The sequence below is a fragment of the Agarivorans sp. MS3-6 genome (assembly GCF_054112545.1).
Window position 1 is genome coordinate 1,027,699 of sequence record NZ_CM134202.1, and the last position, 19,173, is coordinate 1,046,871.

The 19,173-nt window shown below is 44.2% G+C and carries 13 protein-coding genes; 10 read left to right on the plus strand and 3 right to left on the minus strand.

Features of this window, described 5'->3' with window-relative positions:
* The first annotated feature begins 56 nt into the window (after window positions 1–56).
* Both ACVFI8_RS04750 and ACVFI8_RS04755 read left to right on the plus strand, forming a co-directional pair.
* A complete protein-coding gene (locus ACVFI8_RS04750) occupies window positions 57–521 on the plus strand; it encodes a tripartite tricarboxylate transporter TctB family protein (RefSeq protein WP_457873160.1) in 465 nt (154 codons plus the stop codon).
* Window positions 522–547: 26 nt separating this feature from the next.
* Window positions 548–2,098 carry a tripartite tricarboxylate transporter permease gene (locus ACVFI8_RS04755; protein WP_457873161.1) on the plus strand — a complete coding sequence of 517 codons (1,551 nt, stop codon included), beginning with the start codon at window positions 548–550 and terminating at the stop codon, window positions 2,096–2,098.
* 50 nt (window positions 2,099–2,148) lie between these two features.
* On the opposite strand, the gene ACVFI8_RS04760 is transcribed toward ACVFI8_RS04755, so the two are convergent.
* The 3 genes from ACVFI8_RS04760 to sstT all read right to left on the minus strand — a co-directional run bounded on the left by ACVFI8_RS04760 (window position 2,149) and on the right by sstT (window position 6,731).
* Window positions 2,149–3,273: a tetratricopeptide repeat protein gene (locus ACVFI8_RS04760; protein ID WP_457873162.1), complete on the minus strand. Its 1,125-nt coding sequence runs from the start codon at window positions 3,271–3,273 to the stop codon at window positions 2,149–2,151.
* Window positions 3,270–5,306: a DUF3857 domain-containing transglutaminase family protein gene (locus ACVFI8_RS04765; protein ID WP_457873164.1), complete on the minus strand. Its 2,037-nt coding sequence runs from the start codon at window positions 5,304–5,306 to the stop codon at window positions 3,270–3,272. The genes ACVFI8_RS04760 and ACVFI8_RS04765 overlap by 4 nt, the downstream gene beginning before the upstream one ends.
* A 201-nt stretch (window positions 5,307–5,507) precedes the next feature.
* Complete coding sequence (sstT, locus tag ACVFI8_RS04770) at window positions 5,508–6,731, minus strand: serine/threonine transporter SstT (protein WP_457873165.1); 1,224 nt, start codon at window positions 6,729–6,731, stop codon at window positions 5,508–5,510.
* Window positions 6,732–7,096: 365 nt separating this feature from the next.
* Between sstT and ACVFI8_RS04775 the strand changes: the two genes are divergently transcribed.
* From ACVFI8_RS04775 to ACVFI8_RS04810, 8 genes are all read left to right on the plus strand, one after another.
* Window positions 7,097–7,846 (plus strand): TetR/AcrR family transcriptional regulator, encoded by a 750-nt coding sequence (locus tag ACVFI8_RS04775; protein ID WP_457873167.1) that lies wholly within the window; start codon window positions 7,097–7,099, stop codon window positions 7,844–7,846.
* A 239-nt stretch (window positions 7,847–8,085) separates the two neighbouring features.
* A complete protein-coding gene (locus ACVFI8_RS04780) occupies window positions 8,086–10,401 on the plus strand; it encodes an efflux RND transporter permease subunit (protein ID WP_457873168.1) in 2,316 nt (771 codons plus the stop codon).
* The gene (locus ACVFI8_RS04785; protein WP_457873170.1) at window positions 10,370–11,188 is read left to right on the plus strand and encodes an outer membrane lipoprotein-sorting protein; all 819 of its coding nucleotides are present in this window, start codon (window positions 10,370–10,372) and stop codon (window positions 11,186–11,188) included. The genes ACVFI8_RS04780 and ACVFI8_RS04785 overlap by 32 nt, the downstream gene beginning before the upstream one ends.
* Window positions 11,188–12,381: a hypothetical protein gene (locus ACVFI8_RS04790; protein WP_457873172.1), complete on the plus strand. Its 1,194-nt coding sequence runs from the start codon at window positions 11,188–11,190 to the stop codon at window positions 12,379–12,381. Before ACVFI8_RS04785 ends, ACVFI8_RS04790 begins: the two co-directional genes overlap by 1 nt.
* A gap of 173 nt (window positions 12,382–12,554) precedes the next feature.
* A complete protein-coding gene (locus ACVFI8_RS04795) occupies window positions 12,555–13,436 on the plus strand; it encodes a LysR family transcriptional regulator (RefSeq protein WP_457873174.1) in 882 nt (293 codons plus the stop codon).
* 101 nt (window positions 13,437–13,537) lie between these two features.
* On the plus strand, window positions 13,538–14,620 hold the full coding sequence (locus ACVFI8_RS04800) for an efflux RND transporter periplasmic adaptor subunit (RefSeq protein WP_457873176.1): 1,083 nt from the start codon (window positions 13,538–13,540) through the stop codon (window positions 14,618–14,620).
* Window position 14,621: 1 nt separating this feature from the next.
* The gene (locus ACVFI8_RS04805) at window positions 14,622–17,705 is read left to right on the plus strand and encodes an efflux RND transporter permease subunit (protein ID WP_457873178.1); all 3,084 of its coding nucleotides are present in this window, start codon (window positions 14,622–14,624) and stop codon (window positions 17,703–17,705) included.
* Window positions 17,692–19,164, plus strand: coding sequence for an efflux transporter outer membrane subunit (locus tag ACVFI8_RS04810; RefSeq protein WP_457873180.1), 1,473 nt, complete (start codon window positions 17,692–17,694; stop codon window positions 19,162–19,164). Before ACVFI8_RS04805 ends, ACVFI8_RS04810 begins: the two co-directional genes overlap by 14 nt.
* The last annotated feature ends 9 nt before the right edge of the window (window positions 19,165–19,173 follow it).

Sequence of the window (19,173 nt, forward strand, 5' to 3'; positions counted from 1 at the left end):
GGTTAAGCACCGGTGTCGAGTTCGACACCGGTATTTTTTAATACATGGAGCTAACAATGCAAATTAGCAATCAACGAATTGGCGGCCTAATTTTTCTGCTGTTCTCTTTGTTTTATGGCTATTTTAGCTACGACATCCCGCTATTTTCTGGGGCCGAATTTGAACCGTTCACCCCCCGTACTTTGCCACAATTTTTAGCCTTAAGCGGCATTACTTGCTCGGCAATTTTGCTGATTACCGGAGGCAGTGATTTTCGCGTCAGCGTAAAACACTTGGTGTGGCAACCGGTAGCTAAGCTGCTGGTAGCGATGTTTGCCTATGGCTTACTAGTAAATTGGTTAGGGTTTGTTTTAGCCACCATTATATTTTTAGTGGTTAGCTTTCGCGTTATGGGTGAAACCAAACACAAAAAAGCAGCCACAGTAGCAGTAATTTTCACTGTAGTATTTTGGGCGCTACTCACTCAAATACTCGATATCTACCTAGAACCTGGACAGCTATGGCACTGGTTTAACGCATAAGCGCTGAGCTAACCAAGGAGTAACAGATGTTAGACGGAATTTTAACCGGGCTTGGCACCGCCATAATGCCCATGAACTTAATGATGGTGGTAGTAGGTTGCTTGGTGGGTACTTTTATTGGCATGCTTCCTGGGCTTGGGCCAATTACCGCCATCGCATTGATGATCCCCCTAACTTACAGCTTAGAGCCATCGTCAGGCCTTATCTTAATGGCTGGCGTATATTACGGCGCAATTTTTGGCGCATCCTCTTCCTCCATTTTAATCAATGCACCAGGCTGTAGCGCTACCGTAGTCACTGCTTTTGATGGCAACCCATTAGCCAAAAAAGGCCAAGCCGGTAAAGCACTGGCTGTAGCCGCTTACGCCTCGTTTACTGGCGGTACTTTAGGGGCAATAATGCTGCTAATAGCGGCCCCCGCTTTGGCCTCTGTATCCTTAAGTTTTCAAAGTGCTGACTACTTTGCGCTAATGGTGTTAGGTTTATCGGCGGTGGCGGCGTTCTCAGGTAAAGGGCAAGTGCTAAAAGCCATAATGATGACCATATTAGGTTTAATGCTTGCCACTGTAGGTACCGATAGAAGCGAAGGCGTGGAACGCTTCACCTTTGGTCAACTTGATTTAATTGACGGATTTAGCTTCTTATTATTAGCGATGGCTACCTTTGCTTTAGCTGAAACTTTAATGTCGGTACTTAAACCAGAAGATGCCGGTAATAGTGCTAAAGAACAAAAAATGATGTCAGAACTGGGTAGCCTTAAGTTAACCAAAGAAGAAGTGAAAACTATTGCCGCACCCACTCTTAGGTCGTCTTTCTTAGGTTTTTTTGTGGGTGTATTGCCCGGCGCCGGCGCTACCATCGCCTCATTTTTGGCTTATGGTGTAGAACGTAATCTAGCCAGCCCTGAGGATAAAAAGAAATTTGGCGAAGGTTCGTTAAAAGGCTTAGCTGCCCCAGAATCGGCCAACAATGCTGCGTCTACAGGCTCTTTTGTACCGCTGCTTACCTTAGGTATTCCAGGCTCTGGCACCACAGCAGTATTGTTAGGTGCATTAATTGCTTACGGTATTCAGCCGGGCCCACGTATGTACCTTGATCACCCCGACCTATTTTGGTCGATTATTATCTCTATGTATTTTGGCAACGTGATTTTACTGATCCTCAATTTGCCGTTAATTCCCTATTTAGCCAAGTTGCTCGATATTCCCCGCCCTTATTTAATCCCAATGATTCTGTTGTTTTCGATTACTGGCGTATATCTGGTGTCGTTTAACAGTATGGATATCACCATTATGGTGGCGGTGTGTATGGCGGCGCTGGGGCTAAGGTTACTCAATTTCCCCATGGCTCCCATGCTGTTGGGCTTTATTTTGGGTGGAATGCTAGAAGATAATCTGCGCCGCGCACTGCTAATTGGCGATGGTGAACTGAGCTTTTTGTGGGAGCGCCCCTTAACCCTTACCTTTATTAGCATTGCCGCGCTGGTTTTATTTACTCCAATGCTTCGCCCGCTGTGGGAGCGCAGCAGAGCAAGAGCTGAATACGAGCAAGCTAAACGAAACGCAGCGAGCAAATAACCTTAATAATAAGTAGACCTGTAGCTCATTGCAGGTCTACTTATTACACACTACGCAGCCTCTTTCAGATAAGCTTGGTACCGATGATAGAAGTTAGAGTTAACAAACTCTTTGCCTTCCTCTATATCAATCAAATCCTGTCGTGAGTATTCAACATAGAAACGGTCTCTAAGTACATTTAGCAGTAGCTCGGATTGCTCAAAGTTTTGTGTTTTTAAAGAAATGCCCAGCAACCAAAAGTAACCATTTGAATCGAAAGGATGCTCTAAAATAGCATCGTGTAATAGCCTTGTTGCAGTCTCAGCATCACCAGCCAAAACATATATAGTCGCCAATTCGGCGAGAATGCGAGGATCATTTCTAACCACCTCTGGTAACTGTTCAATACAGTCTAAAGCAGCTTGGTAATCCATTTGGTCTGCATAATAGAGATAAAAGCGAGAGTGAATAGGTTTGTCTAACTCAATAAAGCGTTTAAACGATACCGGCATTTCTGGGCTTTCGGCTTCCGCGTGATAAACCATCAATACACTTAATACCAAATCATTTGTTTGCATGCTCTTAGGCAAACGTTGGTAAGAAAATGCCACCTTATCAGTGCCCATTTTTGCTACATCATCAAAATAGGCCTTAAGGCGAGCATTATCGTCGTCTGATACTTTTGAAACAACGTTCTGAACCGTGCTCACAAACATCGAGCTAATGCTGCTACTCAGTAACACATTTTCTATGTCAACAAGCTTACTGTAGTACCAAGTCAGTTTATAAAATGCAAATGCATCCCCCTCTGTAGCACGATAATAAGCCACTTTTAGAGAATGATTGGCCAGCTCACTACCAACATAAGCCCATTCAGTATTTAACTGTTCTCCAGCAACGTCTATAAACCTATCACTAAACATCGTTACCAGCAGCAGAGCATCTTTTTCAGAAATTGAATCAACCTCAAATTGATTCTTCATATATTCTACGCTTTCTTCGTATGAAAAATGTACGCGTAATGTTTCTACTGCATTTTGGTTGAGTTGTTCCACCAGTTCGATGTGAAAACGCTCGCTACTATTATTGTGAACTTGCTTTGTCTTGCTTTCACTTACCAAGGGCGCAGCAGGCTTGTCGTTAGCAGCACAAGCATTTAGAAACACACATAATAGGATTACTGTAGACCATTTCATAGATCCGCCTCCAACACCTTGGCGTGTTTTATAGATAGTAAGTAATCAACCAATTTTGCCACCGACGATTGAGAGCGGTCCTCATTAACATTGCTCACGCTGTAGCTCATACTTAAGCCTTTGCGTGCCTCACGAATCATCTCTATGTACTTTTCAGTATCTTGTGGCGGTACAGCCCTAACTTTGCTGCTATAAGAGTGACTAAAAGAAATAGTCCTTTTTTTATAGTCAAAAGCAGTGCCTAACTTAACAAATTGATTTTCCTGATTACGACTAGAAATAAGGCTTGAGAAATCAACATCTTCGGGAAGTATTAAGTTAGTTAGCTGATAGACAGAAATAGGTGAACCTAACGCTAAAGACTGCTGGCGATTAACCTTGTCAGGTATATCTAAAAAGTTGTCAACTAAATCAGAATAGAGTTCAAATACAGCCTCTCCATCCGATAGTGTCCAAAATTCTGGTACTAGGTAAGATTCACTAATAGTCAGTTGATTAGTGTTAGCGTCATCCACTACTTGAACGGCTTGTAGGCTGCTAAGTTTTGGGTATAAACGTTGGTAGTACTCTAAGTACTCCTTCGACATACGCTTGGCACTCTTACTGGCCACACGGTAACGCATTCTATCGGCTTGTGTGCCTGTATAGGTGCTTTTAATCAGCAACTCTACTGGTGACTGATAGTCAGCCGCTTTATAGGTTTGTTCAAATATAATTCGGTTATCTATGGCTTGGTAGTCGGGCATTTCTGACAAAGAGCTATTACCTTTGGCAACCACCAACGCATCACCTAAAGAGGATTGAACAATATAATTTAAACTCGTCGCTTGATAATTTTTAGTGGGGTCAATCCAGTATTCGTTACCATTAAAATCAAAGCGAACAATGGCATGATTAAACAGATTATATGCAGGAATAAAATCTCGGACGGTGTTTCGATTATAGGTTGAAACTAAAACAGGATAGGCATCAATTCCCAGAGATTTAAGCGCGGTCACCAGCAAAAACGATTTGTCTTTACAATCTCCATAGCGGTTATCAAATACCTCAGCAGGAGCGTGTGGGCGATGGGAGTTTTCGCCAAGCTCAACCCCTAAATAACGAATATCTTGTTGAACAAAACTAATAGCTTGCTCCACTGCCGTCTGTTTTGGTAGTGCTTGCAGCTCTTCCAACCAGCGATCAAATTCATTCGATTTTCCTGGCGAATGTTCAAATAAACCTAAAGCCCAATCGTTTACACCTTTCCAATCGTCAAAGTCGCTGACTAACCAATATGGCTGAGAAAACTCCCAAGATGGTTCATCACCATCAGAGTAATAAGCAGGAACATCAGTTAAGCTTAAAGAATAGCGGGTCTCTTTGGCCCGTTTATCTACATTAATCTTCACATCTGTTTTTATTAGCTGGTGATTCAATTTACGCTTATTCGGTGCAATAACACTAACATTGGCTTGCTTTACTTCTATGCCCCAGCCCAGCTTAAAAAAGTGGCTGTAGTGGCCTTCAAATACCGGATTAGAGCCTACTATGCTGTAGCTATATTCGATAACATCACCAGCTCGAATATCTTTCAACCAAAGTTGTAGCTGCTTTTGCCCCGAATAAATTTTGCTACTTTTTTCAGGTTCAATGTCCACTAAACGCACATCATGCTCAACCAAACGCGACGACGACTGGCCGTTTCTAATAACCTCAACCTTATGCATTACCACTGTTTGATAATCAGGGCTAAAAGTAATACTTAGATCAGAGTTATCTTCAACACCAGCCGCATCATTAACTTGGTAGCGATATTGATAGAAGCTCTGAACAACATCTAAATTCAAGTTCACTTGTGCGTCATACAGCAAATACTCTAAAGACTCTAGCCCCTCACCTATTTGAGGCGAGTTAAGATCAGCTTCTGTCCAGCTTGGTACTGTTGAGATTTGCCAAAAATTAGATGAGCTGGCGTGAACCACGGAGAGTGGTAACCAAGAAAACAGAATAGTAATAAAACATATACCGAGATACCTAAAAAAATCAATCACTGCGCTTCCTTATGCGTATTGATAAGGCAAACATGATAATGATTAGGCGCTAAAAAGAACAGTTCACTATTGATATATAGAGTTATTTTATTGCGTTATTACAAATAACAGCAGGAGAGTTAAACAATGATGTAGTGACTGGAAGAATAGTATAGAGAAACCCTCACATTTGTTAAACATCAAAATGTGAGGGCGAATGAATTACGCTTTATCTTCTGCTGCTTGGCAACATGCTGCAGTAAACAATACGTCGGTAGAGCTGTTTAGGGCTGTTTCGGCCGAATCTTGCAATACACCAATAATAAAGCCAACAGCCACCACTTGCATGGCTACGTCGTTAGACACACCAAACAAGCTACATGCTAGTGGGATAAGCAGTAACGAACCACCCGCCACACCCGAAGCACCACAAGCCGATACAGCCGCCACAACACTTAATAAAAGCGCAGTAGCAAAATCAACTTGAATACCCAAAGTATGTACAGCCGCAAGAGACAACACCGTAATGGTAATCGCTGCGCCGGCCATGTTAATGGTGGCTCCTAACGGAATAGAGACTGAGTAGGTATCTTCATTTAGATTTAAGCGTTTAGCTAAATCCATGTTTACTGGAATGTTTGCCGCCGAGCTACGGGTGAAAAATGCGGTAACGCCACTTTCACGCAAACACTTAAATACCAGCGGATAAGGGTTACGACGAATTTTGTAGAATACCAACAGTGGGTTCATCACCAAGGCAATTAATAGCATTGAGCCAATAAGCACCAATAGCAACTGGCTGTAACCTAACAACACCGAGAAGCCCGTTTGCGCAATGGTATTTGCCACCAAGCCAAAAATACCAATTGGCGCTAAGCGAATAACAAAGCGCACAATACTTGATACACCAGCGGCTACGTCATTAAACAGGGTTTTAGTGGTATCTGATGCGCTATGCATAGCAATACCTAAACCAATTGCCCAAGCTAAAATGCCGATGTAGTTACCATTCATAATGGCGCTAATGGGGTTATCTACCACCTTAAATAACAAGGTATGCAATACTTCACCAATGCCTTGCGGTGGGTTTGCAGAGGTCTCCGTGCTCACTAAAATCAGTTCTGTTGGGAACAAAAAGCTCATACCAACAGCGGTAAGCGAAGCTGCAAAGGTACCTAATAGGTACAAGTAAATAATCGGGCGTAGTTGGGTATTTTGGCCGCGTTTATGGCTAGCAACAGACGCCGCTACCAATACAAAAACTAATACCGGAGCAACGGCTTTTAGCGCACCAACAAATAACTCACCAAATAAACCCACGGATGTCGCTACCGTTGGCGCTGCGATAGCTAAGATACTACCCGCAACAATACCGATGAGAATTTGCAGCACTAAGCTACCTTGGGTAAAAAAACGTAATATGCTGTTGTTTGCTTGTTGTTTCATGCTTCTTATTATCCTTTAGTGAAGCTATATAACTGGCGAAGACGTAACCATATAGGATGAAACACCAACTTTAAACCAAATATCGATATAATATTGACGCACCACAAAAACTTATTCAGATAAGCAGTCTAAACACTAAGCTCCTCACTTGCGCTTTGATAAAAAGCCATGCCGCGACCTGATTGATCCGTTAATCACTATTTCAACTTGCTCAACACATCCGTCACTACTTACACTTCAAAGAAGCGTCGAGTTTTTTATGCCCCTAAAACATCAAATCAAAATAAAACTTGAATAATAATTAAGCCAAGAGTATAAATTGACGTATCGTCAAATTATGACGATGTGTCACCAAAAGAGAACACATGAATACAAAAACCAGAAAAGCCCAAGAAGTAGCGAACCGCGAAGAGCTGTTATTAGACATAGCGCTCGAGCTAATGGCAGAAACCGGCTTTGCGGGCTTAACCATGGATAAAATTACCCAACGGTCTGAGTATTCTAAAGGCACCGTTTATAATCACTTTAACTGTAAAGAAGATGTGTTATGCGCCTTATGTTGTCGCTCAATGCGTATTCAAATCGATTTATATCAGCGCATTGCTACCTTTGAGGGCTGTACTCGAGAAAAGATGATCGCCATGGCGTTTGCCTATCAACTTTTTAGTCGTCTTTATCCAACGCTATCAATGGTGGTATTAAGTATGAAAACCCCCAATATCTTGGAGAAGACCTCGAGCGCGCGTAGCGCGAATGTGAATGAACATGAAGACAGAATTCTTGGTACCGCCATTAAATTGATTGAACAAGCCGTTGACTTAGGCGAGATCCCAGCGAGTAAAAACGTAAATGCAAATGCGGCTACTTTTGCTGCGTGGTCAATGGCTTTTGGCACTAATGCACTCACCAGTGCGGTGTCAAACAAACAAACTCATGGCTGTTCTAGCGGCATGGATACTCAGTATGCCTTACTCTACAACGTTAATTTGTTGTGCGACGGCCTAGCTTGGAAGCCGTTATCTGATGAGCAAGACTACCTCGCCACTTGGCAACGTATTGGGCAAGAGTTATATGCCGGCGAGCTTGCAACACTGGAGCAAACGGCACACCTGTAATATCAGCTTTACATAGGCCCTTAAACTCGCATCGCCAATTTAAGGGATTAACAAGAAAAAGTGCCAAGTTGTTCTACCTTTATTTAAGTAGTTAAAACAAAAGCACCATAGGCAAGCAAGGAAAACCGCGGTAACTAGCGGTTTTTTAAACAACACAAGTGACGATTCGTCAGTTTTAGACCAATCGTCACAATTAACTTTCAACCAACTGAATGGTTCAATTGGTAAAGGACAGGGCTATGGAACAGAAATTTTTTAGTCAAGTAATCGCGCGACCTTGGTTAACGCTAATGCTATTGATGTTAACAGTAATGGCGATGGCATCTGGTGGGCGTTTTCTCACCTTTGTGGGGGATTATCGAATATTTTTTGGCGAAGATAACCCGCAGCTCCAAGAATTTGAAAGCATGCAAAAAGTCTTTAACAAAACCGACTCGGTGACTTTTGTTATTGCCCCAGAACAAGGCGATGTGTTCAACCATCAATCGCTAAGCCTTATCAAAGAACTGACCGATGAATCTTGGCAAATTCCCAACTCAACCCGCGTAGACTCTATTACCAACTACCAACATACCGAAGCGGTAGAAGACGACCTATGGGTAGAAGATCTATTGCTGGAAGCGGATATGTTAGATCCGCAAAAAATCGAAAAAATAAAACAAGTCAGCTTAAACGAGCAATTACTAGAAAGCCGCCTAATCAGCTTAAATGGTCACGTAGCGGTAGTGGCCGCCACCATTACCATCTCTGAAGATGATATGCAGACCGAGGTGCCTAAAACCTCGCAGTTTGTTCGAGACTTACAAGCTAAATACCAACAAGCCTACCCACAACATAAGATACTGCTGTCTGGCATGATCATGATGAACAATAGCTTCATCGAACAGAGCCAAAAAGACATGTCTACCCTTGTGCCGTTAATGTTTCTGCTGATTTTGGTGATGTTAGCCATTTTGCTACGCTCGGTACTTGGCATGTTAGCGACCTTAGTGGTGATTGTGGTGACTATTGCTAGCACCATGGGCATGGCAGGTTGGATGGGATTTGCTCTCAATACGGTTACCGTTAATGTACCCACCATGGTAATGACTTTGGCCGTAGCCGACTGTGTACATGTTATCGCTTCAATGCTCTATGAAATGCGCCAAGGAAAATCAAAAAATGAAGCCTTGGCATTTAGCTTAAAAATTAATAACAGGGCTATTTTCTTAACCAGTGCCACAACCGCAATTGGCTTCTTAACCTTAAACTTCTCCGACTCACCGCCTTTTCAAGCTTTAGGGACGATTGTAGCGGTAGGGGTAATGCTAGCCTATGTGTATGCACTGACTATATTGCCTGCACTGTTAAAAATTCTACCGATTAAGCAAGTCGCCAATACCGCGAGCCGCTCTAACTACGATCGCTTAGCCAACTTTGTGATTGATTCACGCAAGTGGCTAATGCCAGTGACCATTGTGGTAATCGTTGGGTTTATAGCCATGATCCCAAGAAATCAACTTAACGATGTGGCCACCGAGTATTTCAGCAAGCAGGTAGATTTTCGTCAATCTACCGACTTTATGGAACAGAATATATCTGGCATTACCACTATCTCTTACGAAATAAGAAGTGGCGAAAGTAGCGGGATTAACGAGCCCCACTACATGCAAAAAATCGCAGACTTTAGTGCTTGGCTGCGGGAGCAACCAGAAATTGACAACGTAAACAGCATCTCCGACATCATGCGCCGTTTAAACAAAAACATGCATGCCGACGATGCCGCATACTACCAGGTGCCTGAAGGGCGTGAGTTGTCAGCGCAATATTTGTTGATGTACGAAATGAGCCTACCCTACGGCTTAGATCTTAATAATCAAATCAACGTAGATAAGTCTGCCACTCGCTTAACCATTACCACTAAAAACATGGGCTCTATTGGTATGATCGCGCTAGAGCAACGCTCATTAGCATGGTGGCAAGATAACGCCCCCGAATACCGAGTAATAGCCGCCAGCCCTAACCTTATGTTTGCCCACATTGGCGAGCGTAATATGCCACAAGCCTTAAAAGGTGCATTTTGGGCTTTAGTGCTCATCTCGGTACTGATTGGTATTTCACTACGCTCGCTGCGCCTAACCTTTATTAGCTTGTTGCCGAACTTAGTACCAGCAGGCATTGGTTTTGGTATTTGGGCGCTGATAGACGGCAATATCAACCTAGGTTTGTCGATAGTGATCAGCGTAACCTTAGGCATTGTGGTAGATGATACGGTGCACTTTCTCACCAAATATCAATATGCGCGCAAGCAAGGGAAGTCGGCAGAAAACGCCGTACGCTACGCCTTTGTAAGTGTGGGTAAAGCCTTAGCCATTACTACCGCAGTGCTAGTGGTTGGCTTCTCGGTGTTAATAGGTTCAACCTTCACCATTAATTCGAATATGGGGCTACTCACCTCTATTATTATTGCCGTGGCCTTAGTCATCGACTTCTTACTTTTACCATTACTTTTGATCACTTTCGACCGTGCAAAGGGAGCAGAAAATGCAGCAGCACTTCAACAAAAAACCGCCTAACATGTGGATAAACAGAACACTCATTCTTGCGTTAAGCCTGTTGCTACCGCAGCAAGTGTTAGCCGAAAGCCCAGCGGAAAAAGGCCTACGGATAGCCCAAGAACGAAAAGCCTTTGATTTAGGCTGGGTTGATTCGAAAGCCGAAACAGAAATGGTGCTATACAACGCCCAAGGGGATACCAGCACGCGCTCTATTCGCATTCAATCGCTAGAAGTAGACGGTGATGGCGACAAAGCCTTAAGTGTGTTTGACCACCCAGCAGACGTAAAAGGCACCGCCTTTTTAAGCTTCTCTCACGCGCTAGAGCCCGACGAACAGTGGTTATACTTACCGGCATTAAAACGGGTAAAACGTATTGGCTCTCGTAATAAGTCGGGGCCTTACATGGGCAGCGAATTTGCCTTTGAAGACCTAAGCTCATTTGAAGTAGAAAAATACACCTACACCTACCTGCGCGACGAAACCATAGCAGGCCAAGACAGCTACGTAATAGAAAATGTGCCAGTAGACAAATATTCCGGTTATACCAAACAAATAACCTGGATGGATAAAGAGGCTTATAGGGTACAAAAAGTAGAGTTTTACGACCGTAAAGGTCAGCTACTTAAAACCCTCACCATGAGCGATTACCAACTGTATGCCAACAAGCATTGGCGCCCGTCTAAAATGCTAATGGTGAATCACCAAACCGATAAAAAGACCGAGATGTTTTGGAACAATTATCAATTTAAAACGGGCGTAAGCGAGGCAGCCTTTAACAAAAACAAGCTTAAGCGAGCACGCTAATGAAGCCAGCAGCTTATCGAATTCTTAGCCTCGCTAGCAGCCTAGCGCTGGCCAGTTTTAGCAGTAACGCTATGGAGCTACGCGGTAACATTGCCGCGCAGTACCGCGGCTTTTTTGAAGAAGGCGCATTTCCTAACCAACACCAACAGCATCAGGGCTCTATTAGCGTAGAACCAGAGCTATATTGGGAGTGGAATGACGGCATCGACAGCATTACGTTTACGCCATTTGCCCGCGCCGACTCTATGGACAGCGAGCGCAGCCATGCAGACATTCGCGAATTAAAGTGGCTTCATCTAGCCGACGAGTTTGAACTAGAAATAGGTATTGCTAAGGTGTTCTGGGGAGTAACCGAAACCCAGCATTTGGTCGATGTAATTAACCAAACTGACTTTATAGAATCGCCCAACGGCGACGAAAAACTCGGCCAAGCCATGCTGCACTTTAATACTTATCAAGACTCGGGTATTTGGGATGTATTTATTTTGCCAGGGTTTAGAGAGCGCACATTTGCAGGGGTAGACGGCCGTTTTCGCCCGCCTTTACCGGTAGACCAAGACAATGCTAAATATGAATCGGGCGCGGGGAATAAACATGTAGATGTTGCCGCGCGCTGGGCACAAACCTTTGGTGATTGGGATGTAGGTACTGCATATTTTAAAGGAACCAACCGTGACCCCTTGCTAATACCTAGCCAAAACGGCAGCCAGCTTACCCCTTACTACGAGCAAATGGATCAGCTCGGCGTAGATTTACAAGCTACCTTAGGTGATTGGTTATGGAAGTTTGAAGGTTTATATCGCAATACCTCAAGCAACAGCTATAGCGCAGCAGTAGGCGGTTACGAATATACCCTTGTAGGGCTATTTAACAGCAGTGCCGATTTAGGTTTACTCACCGAATACAACTGGAACAGCGACGGTAAAGAGGCCACCTCCACCTTTCAAAACGACCTCTACTTAGGCGCGCGTTGGGTATTAAACGACGCCCAAAGTACCGAGTTTTTACTAGGTGGCGCTATCGATTTAGACTACGACACCAATGTAGTCACCCTAGAAGCCAGCCGACGTTTTGGCGAAAACTGGAAGGGCGAACTCGATCTTTGGTACATCGACGCCGATGATCTCGCCGACCCCACTTATGCCTTTAGCAAAGACAGCTTTGTACAAGTAAACATGGCCTACTTTTTCTAAGTTCATAGGAGGCCTCCGTGGGAATCATTTCCTACCGAAACATCGGTAGGTTGTTTTCCCTCATCAAAACTCGGCAATGATTCATTCCCTCCAATCAGCTGCTAACACTTGAATTGGTCAGAAATGTTGTTAGGCTGCAGCTAGTTTGTATCTAATTTGGAGACAATGAGATTATGCGTGTTGAAGACTTGTCGTTATTTATCAAAGTGGTTGAATCAGGTAGTTTTAGCGCCGCTGCTCACTCATTAGACTTGCCTCGCGCCAACGTAAGTCGGCGTATTAACGAGTTAGAACAGAGCCTTAATACCCGTTTATTCGTACGCACTACCCGTAAGTTAAACTTAACCAATCAAGGCCAGCAATACTACGAAAGCGTGCAAGACATAATGCGTCGCTTAATAGACGCAAACAGCGCCTTACAAAGCCATACATCTACACCCACAGGTCAGGTCAAGGTGGGAGTAAATGTAGGGAGTGATTATTATCTTATCGACATAACTAAATCATTTAAAAAGCTCTACCCCGATATTGATATTGAAGTACGTTATTCTAACGAAAGCTATCAAGGGTTGTTTGAGCATGGGCTTGATATGGCGATGTATATTGGCGATTTAACCGACTCAAGCTTTGTCGCTCGAAAACTCGGCGGATTTAGTAAAATAGTGGTGGCTAGCCCCGCTTACTTAAAAGCACATAACACGCCAAAAACACCGCAAGACTTATTACAGCACAGCTGTATTGTGTATCGCCGTCACGACCAAAAATTAGAAAATCGTTGGCAATTCTCTAATCAAGATATTGAAGTAAACCATCACCACATTAGTAATAACTACACCCATATTGCTCAAGCGGTAGAATCCGATTTAGGCATAGCCTTATTGCCCTATATTTTGGCTTACCCGATGCTTGAAAAAGGCAGCGTATGCCACTTAATGCCCGAGTACTTGTCACCGGCCGAAGACGCTTGGATGGTTTACCCAAGCCGTAATGGTTTAACGCATGCTGCGCGTTTACTCCTAGAACATATTATATCTCGGATCCCTGCCTACATTTAATTGTCATGAAATTCATGACACACATGTTCTGTTTAGCTAGCAGATAGCCACAATCAAACTGTTTACTATGCTCGCTCTAAATTTATCTTTCGGGGCAAGCTATGAAACACTCCTATATCGCGATAGCGTTAAGCGCAACATTACTTAGCGCTTGTAGTAACGAACAACCAGCAGAAACCATTCACACCAAGTTGCGTCCGGTTAAAGTCATTAGCCTAACTGCTGCTACCCAGCTGGAAAATCAACACTACAGTGGAGTGTTAAGCTCTAGCACCAGTTCAAAACTGGCCTTTCGTGTGCCGGGCACAATAGAAGAAGTGCTGGTTTCTAGCGGCGAATCGGTAACTAAAGGCCAACTACTCGCCCGCCTAGACCCACATGACTATCAAGTAAGCTTACTGGAGCTACAGGCAAAACTCGCCGAAGCGACTGCTGCGCAAACCTTGGCACACAATGAGTACCAGCGTGTAGAACAAGCCACCAGAGACAACGCCATTGCTCCGGTAAACTTAAACCGCGCCTTAAGCGGTAAGCAACGTGCTGACGCTATGGTAGAAGTAGTAAACCAAAATATTCAACGCGCTAAAGACGCCCTGCGTTATACCGAACTTCACGCCCCATTTGATGGTGTAATCGCTCAGCGATTTGTGGAAGACTTTGAACAAGCGGTACCAGCGCTTCGCGTATTTACACTGCATAAGCCAGAGCAACTAGAAGCGGTAATTGATGTCCCAGAGAATCAAATTGCCAGCTTTAAACTTGGCCAGAATGCGCAAATCACTTGGCATAACCAAGAGCAAGCCTTACCAGTAGAGCTAACTGAAATTGCCACCGTGCCAGATTTAGTCAAGCAAACCTACACCGTAACCTTCACGCTAAAGCAAGCGGCTAAAGACATTTACCCAGGTAAGTCCATTCACTTATCATTGGCTCAAGATGCCTCTCAACAAACCCGCTACTGCTTGCCTCATTCAGCTTTATTACTGGATGGCTCTAGAGCCCAAGTATACCGTGTTGAGCAACAGCAAGTTAAAAGTGTACCCGTAGAAATTGTTAATCAAACCCAGCAACAAGTATGTGTATCAGGCGATTTACGCCAACAAGACAAAATCATTGTGGCAGGAAGCCATTACCTTAAACACGGACAACAGGTAGGTAAATTGCTTGAAGTGAAGGGGGCTTAAGATGAATTTAGCTGAATTTGCTATTAGGCAACGCACTTTTGTGTGCTTCTTTACCGTGCTTTGCATTATTGCTGGTATAGGCTCTTACATTGGTTTAGGCAAACTAGAAGACCCGTCTTTCACCGTAAAAAGTGCTGTTGTCGTTACCCTTTACCCGGGGGCCTCGGCGCAAGAAGTTGAACAACAAGTTACCGACAAAATTGAAACCCGTTTACAAGAAATGGGCGCGGTGTGGAAACTACGCAGCTTATCTCGCCCTGGTAGCTCGATGATCTTTGTCGATCTAAAAGAAAACACCGCATCAGAAGAGCTGCCCCAGCAATGGGACTTACTGCGCCGTAAAGTAAACGACGTAAAATTAGATCTCCCTGCCACTGCGCAAATTAGCATCGTGCAAGACGAGTTCTCTGAAGTGTACGGTATGTTGTTTGCGGTATACGGAGAAGGGGTAGAACCCGCCGAGCTTAAGCAGCAAGCTAAAGAACTACAACGCCGACTAAAAGCTGTCGACGGCATTAAAAAAGTTGAGCTACACGGTCTGCCACAACAAATAGTTACTATCGACTTACCAAACGAACGTTTAGCCGAAAACAACCTTTCTAGCCTCCAGGTGTTTAACCAGCTTACTACCCAAAACATGGTGCTTGATTCAGGCAGTTTTAAAGTGGGTGAAGAACGCATTCGAGTGAGCCAAAACGGTACATTCAGCAATGTTAATGACATTAAAAACTTACTGATAAAAACTGGTGTAGCCAATGTAGGTAGTGGCTTAATCCGCTTGGGTGACATCGCCGACATTTACTTGGACTACCAAACACCCGCGCTATCGCAAAGCCGCTTTAACGGACAACCAGCAGTTACCATTGCAGTAAGCCCAGTTGACGGTATCAACGTAGTCGCCTTAGGCGATACCTTAAAACAAGTATTAAATGACTACACCAGTGAACTACCCATTGGCAGTGAAATAGGCACAATTGCTTTTCAACCTGACGAAGTAAAAAAATCTATCAATAACTTTGTGAGCAACCTGGTTGAGAGTATTGTTATTGTCGTCGCAGTTTTGTGGATCTTTATGGGTTTACGTAGCGCTGCCATTGTTGGCTCTAGCTTACTGGTTACGCTACTTATAACTCTAATTTACATGCTCTTGGCTGGGATTGATTTACAACGCGTATCGGTAGGCTCATTTATTTTGGCCTTAGGCATGCTGGTAGATAACGCCATCGTCATTACCGATATGTTTAAAGCCAAACTTGCTCAAGGTATCGACCGTTTTCAAGCCGCCACCAGCAGCGTAAAAGAAACAGCTGTTCCTTTATTGGCTGCTACTGTCATCGCTATTGCGGGCGCAACGCCGGTATTACTATCACAAACTGACGCCGCAGAATTTGCTGGGTCGGTATTCCAAATATTGTGTAGCTCACTATTGCTTTCGTGGCTAATTGCCATGACCTTAACGCCACTCATGTGCTGGACATTTATTAAAGTAGACCCAACACAAACAGAACGAGCAGAGTCAAAGTTAGTAAAAATGTCTCGCCGAGTATTAACGTGGGTAGTGGCAAAACCGTTTAGCGCTATTGCCTTAGTGATTCCAGCGCTGTTAGTTACTGCTTTAATCGTGCCAAAAATTGCCATTAACTTTATGCCAGGCTCTGACCGCCCGATTGTATTTCTCGATTATTGGCTACCCAATGGCGGACAAACTGAAATTGTTTCTCGCGATATGCTAGCAATTGAAAAGTGGTTACTAGAACAGCCAGAAGTGACCAGCATCTCTAGTTACATTGGTGCCAGTGCCCCGCGCTTCTCGGTTACCGTTGAGCCAGAACCTTATGATAGTAGCTATGGGCAAATACTCATCAATACCCGTGACTTTGAATCTATTGACAGCTTAGTGGAACGCGGTGATCGCTGGTTAATGCAACAATACCCCAATGCAGAGCCACGCTTTAGAAATCTAAAACTAGCGACCAAAGATAAATTTGCCCTTGAAGCCCGCTTTAGCGGCCCAGATCCAAAGGTATTACAGCAGCTGTCTGAGCAAGCGCAAGCCATTTACAACGCTCACCCCAATACTAAGTATGTTCGTGACGATTGGCGCCAAACTAGCAAACAGTTAGTGCCGTTAATGAATCAAGACAAAATGCGCCGTGCGGGTATTAACCGTAGCGATGTTGCATTGGCTATTCAACGTGCCTCTAGTGGCGTTGTAGTAGGTGCGCTGCGCCAAGGTGATGAAACCTTGCCGATTAAATTACAAAGCACTAACACCGATATTGCGCATTTAAACAATTTGCCAGTGCGCTCACTACTTGGTTTACATAGCGTCCCCCTTAGCCAAGTGATTGACGGTTTTGAAACCCGCGAAGAACAAAGCCTAATTTGGCGCAGAAACCGCGTGCCTATTATCACCGCACAAGCCGCAGTATTTGGTGCCACACCATCAGATGTGCGCAAAGAGATAGCAGAGCAAATTTTAGCCATAGAATTACCTCACGGCTACAGCTTTGAATGGGGCGGCGAATACTACGACGAAAAACGCGCGCTAGACGATACCATTAGCCAAATTCCGAAAGCTGTAATCATTATGGTGATTATTATGGTGGCTTTGTTTAATGGTCTTAAACAGCCCGCTATTATTCTCGTCACGCTGCCTTTAGCCTCTATTGGTTGTGCCTGGACCCTGTTCTTATTTGATAAGCCCTTTGGTTTTATGGGCTTAACCGGCGCAGTGGCTTTATCGGGAATGATTATTAAAAACGGTATTGTACTCATAGACCAAATTGAACTGGAGCGTAAGCAAGGTCGTAGTATTAACGATGCCATTATCGAATCTACGATTAACCGTACTATGGCTATCTCTATGGGGGCGCTAACCACCGTATTAGGTATGGTGCCGCTACTTACCGACCGCTTATTCGACCAAATGGCAGCCATTATTATAGGTGGGTTAGTCGTCGCCACCTTCCTGTCGCTAGTTATTATGCCTGCTTGGTATCGTATCTTTTACCGTAACGAAGAACAAAGCCAACCTGAGCCTGAAGCTGAACCATCTGTGGAGCTTAGCCATGAAAACAACTAAACCTTTTACTTTTAAACCCAGCAAAGCAACGCTGTTACTCGTGTCGGTATTTGCTACAGGCTGCTCAATGGGGCCTGATTATCAAGCGCCAAATCCAGCTATGGACACCGCATACTCGGCACAAACTGAGCAGCTAAGTACGCAACAAACGGTAACCAGTGGTTGGTGGTTACAATTTAACGACAACACATTGAATAGCTTGGTTGAGCAAGCCCAGCAGCAAAACCTAAACATAAAGATGGCAGCCAATAGAGTACAGGCTGCTCAATCTTACCGAAATGCCGTTGCCTCGTTTAAAGTGCCAACGGTAAGTTTAGGGGGCGGCTACACGAGCTACCAGTTAAGTAAAAATGATCCGCTAACTGGTCCAGCTTTTGGCATCGACAACCCATTGGGAGGTGGCCAGCTTGATTTACTGGAACGGCAAAATGGCGGCTTCTTTGCTGGCGCTAACGTTAGCTGGGAAATGGACTTATTTGGTCGTATAAACAAGCAAGTAAGCGCCGCTGAAATTCGTGGTGAGCAAGCTGAAATATACCACCAAGGTATGCACACTTTGGTCACTGCTGAGATAGTTAATAACTACCTGCAGTATCGCGGTGCGCAGCAACGTATTGTTATTGCCCAACGAAATATTAACGAGCAAAAAACCGTACTTAAGTTAGTTAAATCGTTAAGTGCTAGCGGTTATGGTTCTGAATTAGATGTTGCCAAAGCGCAAAGTGCTTTGGCCCTTAGCCAAGCAGCCTTACCGCAGTTAAACAGTGCCGAAAATGTGCACTTACATCGCATGGCATTAGTACTAGGGCAAAGCCCTTCGCAGCTAACCCAGCAGCTTAGTGGCAACAGCGAACTGCCTAACTTTAATGGCCTAATTCCGGTGGGTTTGCCGTCGGATTTACTGACTCAACGTCCCGATATCAGCATTGCTGAGCGCGAGATGGCAGCAGTAAATCAAGAGTTAGCGGCAACGGTAGTGTCAGACTACCCTCGGTTTTTCTTAACCGGTGGACCGGGTTTAAGCGCAGAAAACTTTGATGATTTATTCAAAGCTGATTCAGGTGCTTGGTTAGCTTCGGTTGGCGTGCAATGGACATTGTTTGATGGTGGTCGTCATGACGCAATGGTAGAAATACAGCAACAGCGCTTTGATAATAGCGCGCTGCATTACCAGCAAGCAGTAAACGCCGCGTTTATTGAGGTTGAAACCATGCTAATGGCTTACGGCAATAGCCAAGAATTTGCCGTCAATATTGACCACGCTAGCCAGCAAGCAAACATTGCACTAAGTAAAGCTAACTCGCTATACCGTGCCGGTTTGATTGATCACTTAGCAGTGCTCGATGCCCAGCGCCAGCAAAACCTATTAGAAGATGCGCAAGTGTTAGCCAAGCTACAAACTGCCAACATCATTGTGGGTTTACATAAAAGCTTAGGGGGCGACTGGACCATTAATTAACACCTTTTC

What these genes read in the sequence shown, in the direction of transcription:
- ACVFI8_RS04785 (WP_457873170.1), top strand. Translation starts at nt 10,370, where the DNA reads ATGCAGCAGCACTTCAACAAAAAACCGCCTAACATGTGGATAAACAGA.
- ACVFI8_RS04750 (WP_457873160.1), top strand. Translation starts at nt 57, where the DNA reads ATGCAAATTAGCAATCAACGAATTGGCGGCCTAATTTTTCTGCTGTTC.
- ACVFI8_RS04800 (WP_457873176.1), top strand. Translation starts at nt 13,538, where the DNA reads ATGAAACACTCCTATATCGCGATAGCGTTAAGCGCAACATTACTTAGC.
- ACVFI8_RS04760 (WP_457873162.1), bottom strand. Translation starts at nt 3,273, where the DNA reads ATGAAATGGTCTACAGTAATCCTATTATGTGTGTTTCTAAATGCTTGT.
- ACVFI8_RS04795 (WP_457873174.1), top strand. Translation starts at nt 12,555, where the DNA reads ATGCGTGTTGAAGACTTGTCGTTATTTATCAAAGTGGTTGAATCAGGT.
- ACVFI8_RS04810 (WP_457873180.1), top strand. Translation starts at nt 17,692, where the DNA reads ATGAAAACAACTAAACCTTTTACTTTTAAACCCAGCAAAGCAACGCTG.
- ACVFI8_RS04775 (WP_457873167.1), top strand. Translation starts at nt 7,097, where the DNA reads ATGAATACAAAAACCAGAAAAGCCCAAGAAGTAGCGAACCGCGAAGAG.
- sstT (WP_457873165.1), bottom strand. Translation starts at nt 6,731, where the DNA reads ATGAAACAACAAGCAAACAACAGCATATTACGTTTTTTTACCCAAGGT.
- ACVFI8_RS04790 (WP_457873172.1), top strand. Translation starts at nt 11,188, where the DNA reads ATGAAGCCAGCAGCTTATCGAATTCTTAGCCTCGCTAGCAGCCTAGCG.
- ACVFI8_RS04780 (WP_457873168.1), top strand. Translation starts at nt 8,086, where the DNA reads ATGGAACAGAAATTTTTTAGTCAAGTAATCGCGCGACCTTGGTTAACG.
- ACVFI8_RS04805 (WP_457873178.1), top strand. Translation starts at nt 14,622, where the DNA reads ATGAATTTAGCTGAATTTGCTATTAGGCAACGCACTTTTGTGTGCTTC.
- ACVFI8_RS04755 (WP_457873161.1), top strand. Translation starts at nt 548, where the DNA reads ATGTTAGACGGAATTTTAACCGGGCTTGGCACCGCCATAATGCCCATG.